Here is a 7,929-nt window from a genome sequence, read left to right as displayed (position 1 = left end):
GGATGAAGCGCGCGTTCTGCCACAACTCTTCCACGGTCCGGCAGCCGCTGTAGCCCATGCCGGCCCGGAGTCCCCCGACCAGCTGGTAGACGGTGGCGGACAGCGTCCCCCGATAGGGGACCCGGCCCTCGATCCCCTCGGGGACCAGCTTCCCGGCCTCCATGCCCTCCTCCTGGAAGTACCGATCGCGCCCGCCCCGCTCCATGGCGCCCAACGACCCCATCCCCCGGTACACCTTGTAGGAGCGCCCCTGGTAGATGACCATCTCGCCCGGGCTCTCCTCCGTCCCCGCGAAGAGGCTGCCCAGCATCACCGTAGAGGCGCCCGCCGCGAGCGCCTTCGTCATGTCCCCCGAGAACTTCACGCCCCCGTCGGCGATGAGCGGGACCCCGTGCCGGCTGGCCGCCCGGGTCGCCGCCAGGATCGCCGTGATCTGGGGCACCCCCGCCCCGGCGACCACCCGGGTCGTGCAGATGGAGCCGGGTCCGATGCCGACCTTCACCCCGTCCGCCCCGGCCCGGATCAGGTCCTCGGCCCCCTCCTCCGTGGCGACGTTCCCCGCCATCACCTCCAGGTCGGCGTAGCGCCCCTTCAGCATCTTGACGGTCTCCAGGACCGCCGCCGAGTGGCCGTGGGCGGTGTCCACCACTACCAGGTCCACGCCGGCCTTGAGCAGCAGGGGCACCCGCTCCTCCGCGTCCTCGTGCACGCCCACCGCTGCCCCCACCCGCAGGCGCCCGAGCCCGTCCTTGCAGGCGTTCGGGTACTTCTTCCGCTTCTCGATGTCCTTGATGGTGATGAGGCCCCTGAGGGTGAACTCCTCGTCCACCACCGGGAGTTTCTCGATCCGGTTCCGGTGGAGGATCTCCTTCGCCTCCTCCACCGTCGTCCCGACCGGCGCCGTGATGAGCGGATCCTTCGTCATCACCGCGCTGATCGGCAGGTCGAGCTTGGTCTCGAAGCGGAGGTCCCGGTTGGTGAGGATGCCGACCAGCCTGCCGTTCTCGGTGACGGGCACCCCCGAGATCCGATAGCGCTCCATGACCTCCAGCGCCTCGGCGATCTTCTGGTGCGGCCGCACCGTGATCGGGTCCACGATCATCCCGTACTCGGACTTCTTGACCTTGTCCACCTCGGCCGCCTGGGCCGGCGGCGGCATCGCCCGGTGGATGATGCCGACGCCGCCCTCCCGCGCGAGGCCGATGGCGAGGCGCGCCTCGGTCACCGTGTCCATGGCAGCGCTGACGATCGGGATGTTGACGGAGATGCGGCGGGTGAGCTTGGAGGCGACGTCCACTTCCTTCGGCTGGACCTCCGACCGGGCGGGCAGGAGCATCACGTCGTCGAAGGTCAGTCCCTCTTCGAGCGGCCCGTGGACCATCGGTGCACCTCGGCGCTGTTGTCTCCTCCCCACGAGATGTGGGGAATTTTCCAGACGCTACCACAAACTCTTGGGGCCGTCAACCCCGGGAGCGCTCGTCTACAGCAGGTGCATGGCCTCCCGGGCCTCCTTCAGGGTGGCGGCCGCCACCGCCCGGGCCCGGGCCGAGCCGTCGTTCAGGACTTCAGCGATCTGGGCCGGCCTGGCCATCAGCTCCTCCCGCTTCTCCCGGATCGGATTCAGGACCGGGAGCATGTGCTTGAGAAGCACGTCCTTGCAATCCAGGCAGCCGAAGAGGGCCCGGGTGCATCCGGGGATGATGGTCTGCTCCCGGACGCTGATCGGCGTGAAGATCTTGTGCACGTCGTACACGGGGCACTTGTCGGGGTCGCCGGGGTCGCTCCGCCGCTTGCGGGCCGGGTCGGTCACCATCGGCCGGACCTTGGCGGTCACCTCCTCGGGGGTCTCCGCCAGGTAGATGCAGTTGTTCCGGCTCTTGGACATCTTCTCCCCGTCGGTCCCCCGGACCCGCGGGACCTCGGTGACCTTGGCCGCCGGCTCCGGGAAGACCGGCCCGTAGAAATTGTTGAAGCGGCGGGCGATCTCCCGGGTCAACTCGATGTGCGGGAGCTGGTCCTGCCCGACCGGGACGTAGTTCGCCTTGTAGATGAGGATGTCGGCCGCCTGGAGGACCGGGTAGCCCAGGAACCCGTAGGTGGAGAGGTCCTTGTTAGGGTTGGCCTCCTGCTGCTCCTTGTAGGTCGGGACCCGCTTCAGCCAGGGCTCCGGCGTGATCATGGAGAAGAGAAGGTGCAGCTCCGCGTGCTCCGGCACCCGCGACTGGACGAAGATGGTGGCCCGCTCCGGGTCCAACCCGGCGGCCAGCATGTCCGCCGCCATCTCCCGGATGTTGGCCTGGAGGTCACCGGTCTCGGCGTAATCCGTGGTCAGGGCGTGCCAGTCGGCGATGAAGAAGAAGCAGTCGTACTCCCGCTGGAGGGCGATCCAGTTCTGGAGCGCCCCCGCCAGGTTCCCCAGGTGCAGGCGCCCGCTGGGGCGCATCCCGCTCAGCACGCGCTCGCGCTTGGTCATTCCGCGTCGGCCCTCCGGGTCGTCCGCCCCCCTCCCGTCCCCTCCGCTACAGGAGCAGCGTGATGAGAAGATTGATGGGGGGCGCCATGACGATTCCCACCGCCCCGGTCAGGATGAGGAGCAGCAGCAGGACCATCCCGTAGGGCTCGATCCGGGAGTAGGTGGCCGCCTGCCGGGGCGGAAGCAGACCGCTCAGGACGCGCCCGCCGTCGAGGGGGGGGATGGGGATGATGTTGAAGATGGCCAGGACGACATTGTAGATCACGCTCCACCGGAGCATCAGGACGAGCGGGCTCACGAGCCAGAAGACGCCGGGACCCACGTGCAGGCCGCCGAACATCCGGAGGATGAGGCCGCTCACGGCCGCCAGCCCCAGGTTGGTAAGGGGACCGGCCAGGGCCACCCACATCAGGTCCCGCCTCGGGTGGTTGAAGTAGAGGTGGTTGACCGGGACCGGCTTGGCCCACCCGAACCGGAAGAAGAGGAGGGCGAGCGTCCCCACCGGATCCAGGTGGGCGAGGGGGTTCAGGGTCAACCGCCCCTGCGCCCGGGCCGTGGGGTCCCCGAGCTTGTTGGCGGTCCAGGCATGGGCGTACTCGTGTGCCGTCAGGGCGAGCAGGAGCGGCGGGATCATGACGGCGAACTCGCGGACCCGGATGCTGATGTCTTCCCACACCGCTGTAAGTCCTCGTGATGCAAGGTCGCGAGTCGCGGCCACGCTACCAGAGGCCCCTGGGGATGTCAACCCGCGGCGGGAACGTGCGCAGCGAACCGGCGCCGGACGAACTGCTCCTCCTCGTCCCGGCTCGTGAGCTTCCCGTCCAGGCGAGCGTAGCGGAGGGAGGCAAGGATGTTCCGGTAGATGGGACCGGGGCGGATGCCCAGGGCCTTCAGGTCGTTGCCGGTCAGGAGGGGCCGAACCCGGGCGTAGCGGGTCAGGTAGTCCGACACCGCCCCCTCCACTCCGGCGGCCGGTGCCCGGACCATGAGGAGCAGGATCGCCTCCAGCGGGGCGTCTTCGAGCAGGCGGGTGACGAGGCCGGGGGTGAGGGGCCGCTCCCTGGCGAACTGGCGCCGGAGCGCCCGGTAGGCGCTGAGGGCCGCGCTCACGTCCGTCAGGCGGCCGGGCGGGAGGCCCAGGCGGCGGCCGACGCTGCGCGCCTCGGCGAGGGTGCAGTCGGACACCCAGGCGAGCAGGTAGAGAAGCCAGGACGTGGGCGCCTGGGGCAGGTGGAGGAGCCGGTACCAGGAGAGGACTTCCCCGACCTTCTCCAGGAGGGCCTGCACCGCTTGCCCTCCCTTCATGCGGGGGTGGATCGCCTTGGGAACGCCGTAGCCCTCCAGCATCTTGACGATGGCCGCCGGGCGCGCCTCCTGGAAGATGAGCTTCAGCTCCGTGAGGATCCGCGCGCCCGAGAGCCGATCCAGAAGGCGAAGGCGGACGGCATTCCGGATGAGGCGGTCGGACTGCTTCGCGATCGTGAAGCCGTACCGGACGGCGAAGCGGGCGGCCCGGAGGATCCGGGTGGGGTCCTCCACGAAGGAGAGGCTGTGGATGACCCGGATCACGCCGTCGCGCAGGTCGCGGCTGCCGCCGAAGAAGTCGAGCAGGCGGCCGTAGTCCGCGGCGTTCAGGCCTACCGCCAGGGCGTTGATGGTGAAGTCCCGGCGGTACAGGTCCATCCGGATGCTGCTGTGCTCCACGGTGGGCAGGGCGGCCGGGTGCTCGTAGTACTCCGTCCGGGCCGAAGCCACGTCCACCTTGAGGCCGTCGGGCAGGCTGACCACGGCGGTGCCGAATTTCCGGTGGCTGCGGACCTTCCCGCCCATGCCCGCCGCGAAGGCTTCGGCAAAGGCGATCCCATCCCCCTCCACGACCAGGTCCACGTCGAAGTTCTCCACCCCGAGCAGCAGGTCGCGGACGAACCCGCCCACCGCGTACAGGCGGGCGCCCGCCTGATCGGCCACCCCGCCCGCGGCCTTGAGGATCTCCTGGAGGCGGGGGGGAAGCCGCCCGCGGAGGAGCGCGGAGACCTTGCTGCCCGCGGGCTGGACGGCGGGCCCTTCCGCCTCCTCTTCCCGCGCAAAGGTCGGGTGCTGCAGGACCTCCTCGTGCAGGTGCCGGAGCAGGTCGCTCCGCAGGATCGCCCCCATCAGGCGCTTCCCCTGGACGACGGGCAGGAACCCCAGGGTCTGCTCCACCATCAGCGCCTGGACCTTTTCCAGGGGGGCGTCCGGCCCGACGGTGGAGAACTCCGTGGTCATGTACTCGCTGACCGGGGCCTCCCCCAGCCCGTGGTAGAGCGCCCGGTCCAGGATCTCCCGGGTGATGAGGCCGGTCAGCTCCCCCCGCCGCACCACCGGGAGCGTGTTCAGGCTGAACCGATTCATGATCGCGGCCGCCCCCGCCACGGTGAAGCGGTCCGGGATGGCCTTCACGGGAGCCAGCATGATGTCCCGGGCCAGCCGGACCGGCCGCACCCGGGCCCTGAGGAGGCGCAGCAGCTCGGCCTTCACGTCGAGGAGCGGCCGCTCCCGGATGGTGGCGGAGGCGGCGGTCCCGTGGCCGCCCCCGCCGAGGGCGGCGGCGATGCTCCCCACGTCCACCGCCTCCAGCCGGCTGCGGGCCACCAGGTGGACCCGATTGTCCATCCGGACCAGGACGAACAGCACATTGATGTTCTCGATGTCCCGGAGCTTGTGGACGACGAAGGCCAGGTCCCCCACGTACCGGTCCCGCGTGACGGCCGTGATGACGACCGGCACGCCGTTCACCACGTGCGTCTCCGCGGCCTGGATCAGCTCGTTCAGGAGCGCGACCTGCTCCGCCGTCATCTCCCGGCGAATGAAGTCGGCGACGGTGTTCAGGTTGGCGCCCTGGTCCACCAGGGCCGCCCCCGCCGCCAGGTCGGCGGGGGTCGTCGAGGTGAACGTGAAGAAGCCGGTCTCCTCGTAGATGCCGAGCGCGAGGAGCGTCGCCTCCTCCGGGGTCAGGGGGACCCGCCGCTCCCGAAGGAGCTCGACGAAGATGGTGGCGGTCGCCCCGACCTCCTTCAGGACCTCGAGCGTGCCGGTGATGTCCTTGGGATGGGCCGGGTGGTGGTCGTAGATGTGGATCTCCAGGCCGGGGTTGGCCAGGACCTCCTTGAGCGGGCCCAGGCGGCCGGCCCGCTTGGCATCCACCAGGATGAGGCGGGTCACGGCGGCCAGATTGAGCTTCTTCAGGCGCACGTGGGGGAAGGGCTCCCCCACGTGAGCGAAGTACTCCCGGACGTTGCGCTCGAGGGAGCCGGGGAAGGCGAGGCGGGCCTCCGGATAGAGCTTGCTCGCGGCCAGCATCGACGCCACGGCGTCGAAGTCGGCATTGATGTGGGTGGTGATGAGCTCCATGCTTGCAGTATACGCTCGGGGAGAGGGGCCAGCAAGGCGCCCGAAGACCGCGGATGGACGCCGCTTTGACTGCATATCTGCAGCCTGCTAGGGTACATCCGCGATGACCGGGTGGTCGATCTTGGCTGGTTTGCTCGGGATGCTCGGGACCGGAGCCACGGCGTCTATCCTCAGCAGGCGGAAGCCCTCCGCACGCGGGCTCAGCTACTGGCTCCTGGGGATGGCCGCGCTGCTCCCGGCCTGGCTCATCGCCTTCTTCGATCTCCTGGGGCGTTCGAGCGGACCGCGGCCCGAACGGGTGTTGACCGCGTCCTGGATCCTGTCGTCTTCGGCTGTCCTCCTCGGGGTTATCGCCACGGACGCCGCGCTCAGGCGTCTCCGAGAGTGGGGTCGGAACCCGGGCCCCGTACTCTGTTGGCTCCTTGGGGTCCTGGCGCTGCTGCCAGGATGGGGGGTTGCGATTCTCGGCCTCGCGCTGAAGACGAAGGGGCAGTAGAGGTTCAAGGGAGCCGATCAAAGCGTCTTGACAGCGGGATCAATTGGGGAGTAGTCATAAAGAACAATGCAAGCCGCGCGTAGACCACGGCTTCTCCGCGGAACGCCCCTCATCATCGGTTTGCTTCCGCTTGCACTCCTCCTCTGCGTAGCGGGTGGGAACCTAACGGCCGCCATTGCAGCAGCCGAACGCTGCCAGCCGCAGGCGATAACATCCGATTTCTGCACCAAAGCCACCCACCACAGTAATGTCCTGGGCGTTGTCCCCGGCGCTGTAATCTCCGCCGACGGCGGCAGCGTGACATCTTATCCCCTCTACCCCCGGGACCTCTTCAGGCACGCTCTCCCCGGCCATCTCACCGCGCCTTCCGGCCGCTCCCCCCCACTCCTTTAGCCTAGCCCTCACATCGGCTGAGGCCTAGCGAAGCTTCCGAAACCGGGCTCTCCACGGGAGCAGGCCCCGGCATCTGCGCGGTCCCGCGTCTCCGCTGGCTGGGGGAGGTGCTTAGAGCACCCAGGAGGCGTAGACCGCGAGGGGGGATGGTCATAGCATGGGGCAACACTGGCGCTGGATCACTGTCGGGGCACTCGCGCTGGCGCTCATCACGGCGGGATGGGGCGAGGCCACGGAGCCCCAGCCCATAGTGGGCCACGCGGCACCCGACTTCACCACGCCAGATGTGGAGGGGCGCCCGGTCCGGTTGGCGGATTTCCGCGGGAACCGGGCGGTTCTCTTGAATTTCTGGGCCACCTGGTGTGTGCCCTGCCGCCAGGAGATGCCGACGATGGAGCAGGCCTACCAGAAGTACAAGGACCGTGGCCTCGAGATCCTGGCGGTGTCCATCGACGTGGGCCACCTGCCGGTCGTCGCCGCGACGGTGGCGCAGTTCTTGGAAGAGCTCAACCTCACGTTTCCGGCGCTGCTGGACCCCGAAATGGAGGTGGCGCGGCGGTACCGGGTCTTCGGGATCCCCGTGACCTTCTTGATTGATCGGGAGGGGATCATCCGGGCCCGGGAGCAGGGGTTCCGGGACTGGACAGCCCCGGAGTCCCGCAGGAAACTGGAACAGCTCATGGGGTTGCATCGATAGGGCATGGAGGCCCTGGCGCCCGAAAAGCGTCCTGGGAACTGATAGCCGGCAAATCCTGCAGAAGGGAGCAGCAGACGTGGGTAACACATCGGAGAATCTCACGGGGGTCGATGGCCTATCCGGGCTGCCGCTCTCCCGGCGCGCCTTTTTGGGCGTACTGGGTCAGGCTGGCCTGGCGGGGTTGGCCTTCTCTGCCGGGGAAGCGTCCCTGCTCGCCCGCCCCGCAGGAGCGGCGCAAGCGCGCCCTGGGAGCGGGGTCCGGGAGATTATGCTCATAGCCCGCGAGACAGCGTGGGAACTCGCGCCAGGCAAGGTCATCAGGGCCTGGTCGTACAACGGGCAGGTCCCCGGGCCGGAGATCCGGCTTCGGGAGGGCGAGCGGGTGCGGATCGTCCTGAAGAACAACCTGCCCGAGCCGACCACGGTCCACTGGCACGGGGTGGATGTCCCGAACCCTATGGACGGGGTGCCCGGTGTGAC

Annotated in this window: 7 protein-coding genes; 3 read left to right on the top strand and 4 right to left on the bottom strand. The window is 69.0% G+C overall.

Features of this window, described 5'->3' with window-relative positions:
- The 4 genes from guaB to VGT06_04195 all read right to left on the bottom strand — a co-directional run.
- Positions 1-1,381: IMP dehydrogenase (gene guaB, locus VGT06_04210; GenBank protein HEV8662333.1), on the bottom strand; the 1,381-nt coding region annotated here is incomplete at its 3' end.
- 99 nt (positions 1,382-1,480) lie between these two features.
- Positions 1,481-2,473: a tryptophan--tRNA ligase gene (trpS, locus tag VGT06_04205; GenBank protein ID HEV8662332.1), complete on the bottom strand. Its 993-nt coding sequence runs from the start codon at positions 2,471-2,473 to the stop codon at positions 1,481-1,483.
- 46 nt (positions 2,474-2,519) lie between these two features.
- Positions 2,520-3,149, bottom strand: coding sequence for a site-2 protease family protein (locus VGT06_04200; GenBank protein ID HEV8662331.1), 630 nt, complete (start codon positions 3,147-3,149; stop codon positions 2,520-2,522).
- A gap of 65 nt (positions 3,150-3,214) precedes the next feature.
- Positions 3,215-5,863: a CBS domain-containing protein gene (locus VGT06_04195; protein HEV8662330.1), complete on the bottom strand. Its 2,649-nt coding sequence runs from the start codon at positions 5,861-5,863 to the stop codon at positions 3,215-3,217.
- A gap of 139 nt (positions 5,864-6,002) precedes the next feature.
- Between VGT06_04195 and VGT06_04190 the strand changes: the two genes are divergently transcribed.
- The 3 genes from VGT06_04190 to VGT06_04180 all read left to right on the top strand — a co-directional run.
- Complete coding sequence (locus tag VGT06_04190) at positions 6,003-6,359, top strand: hypothetical protein (protein ID HEV8662329.1); 357 nt, start codon at positions 6,003-6,005, stop codon at positions 6,357-6,359.
- 550 nt (positions 6,360-6,909) lie between these two features.
- The gene (locus VGT06_04185) at positions 6,910-7,449 is read left to right on the top strand and encodes a TlpA disulfide reductase family protein (GenBank protein ID HEV8662328.1); all 540 of its coding nucleotides are present in this window, start codon (positions 6,910-6,912) and stop codon (positions 7,447-7,449) included.
- 268 nt (positions 7,450-7,717) lie between these two features.
- On the top strand, positions 7,718-7,929 hold a 212-nt coding region (locus tag VGT06_04180), incomplete at its 3' end, for a multicopper oxidase domain-containing protein (protein ID HEV8662327.1).

The sequence above is a fragment of the Candidatus Methylomirabilis sp. genome (genome assembly GCA_036000645.1).
Classification (GTDB): domain Bacteria; phylum Methylomirabilota; class Methylomirabilia; order Methylomirabilales; family JACPAU01; genus JACPAU01.
Note: the sequence above shows the minus strand (reverse complement) of the source record. Positions and strands in the feature narration are given on the sequence as shown.

What these genes read in the sequence shown, in the direction of transcription:
- trpS (HEV8662332.1), bottom strand. Translation starts at nt 2,473, where the DNA reads ATGACCAAGCGCGAGCGCGTGCTGAGCGGGATGCGCCCCAGCGGGCGC.
- VGT06_04195 (HEV8662330.1), bottom strand. Translation starts at nt 5,863, where the DNA reads ATGGAGCTCATCACCACCCACATCAATGCCGACTTCGACGCCGTGGCG.
- VGT06_04190 (HEV8662329.1), top strand. Translation starts at nt 6,003, where the DNA reads ATGCTCGGGACCGGAGCCACGGCGTCTATCCTCAGCAGGCGGAAGCCC.
- VGT06_04185 (HEV8662328.1), top strand. Translation starts at nt 6,910, where the DNA reads ATGGGGCAACACTGGCGCTGGATCACTGTCGGGGCACTCGCGCTGGCG.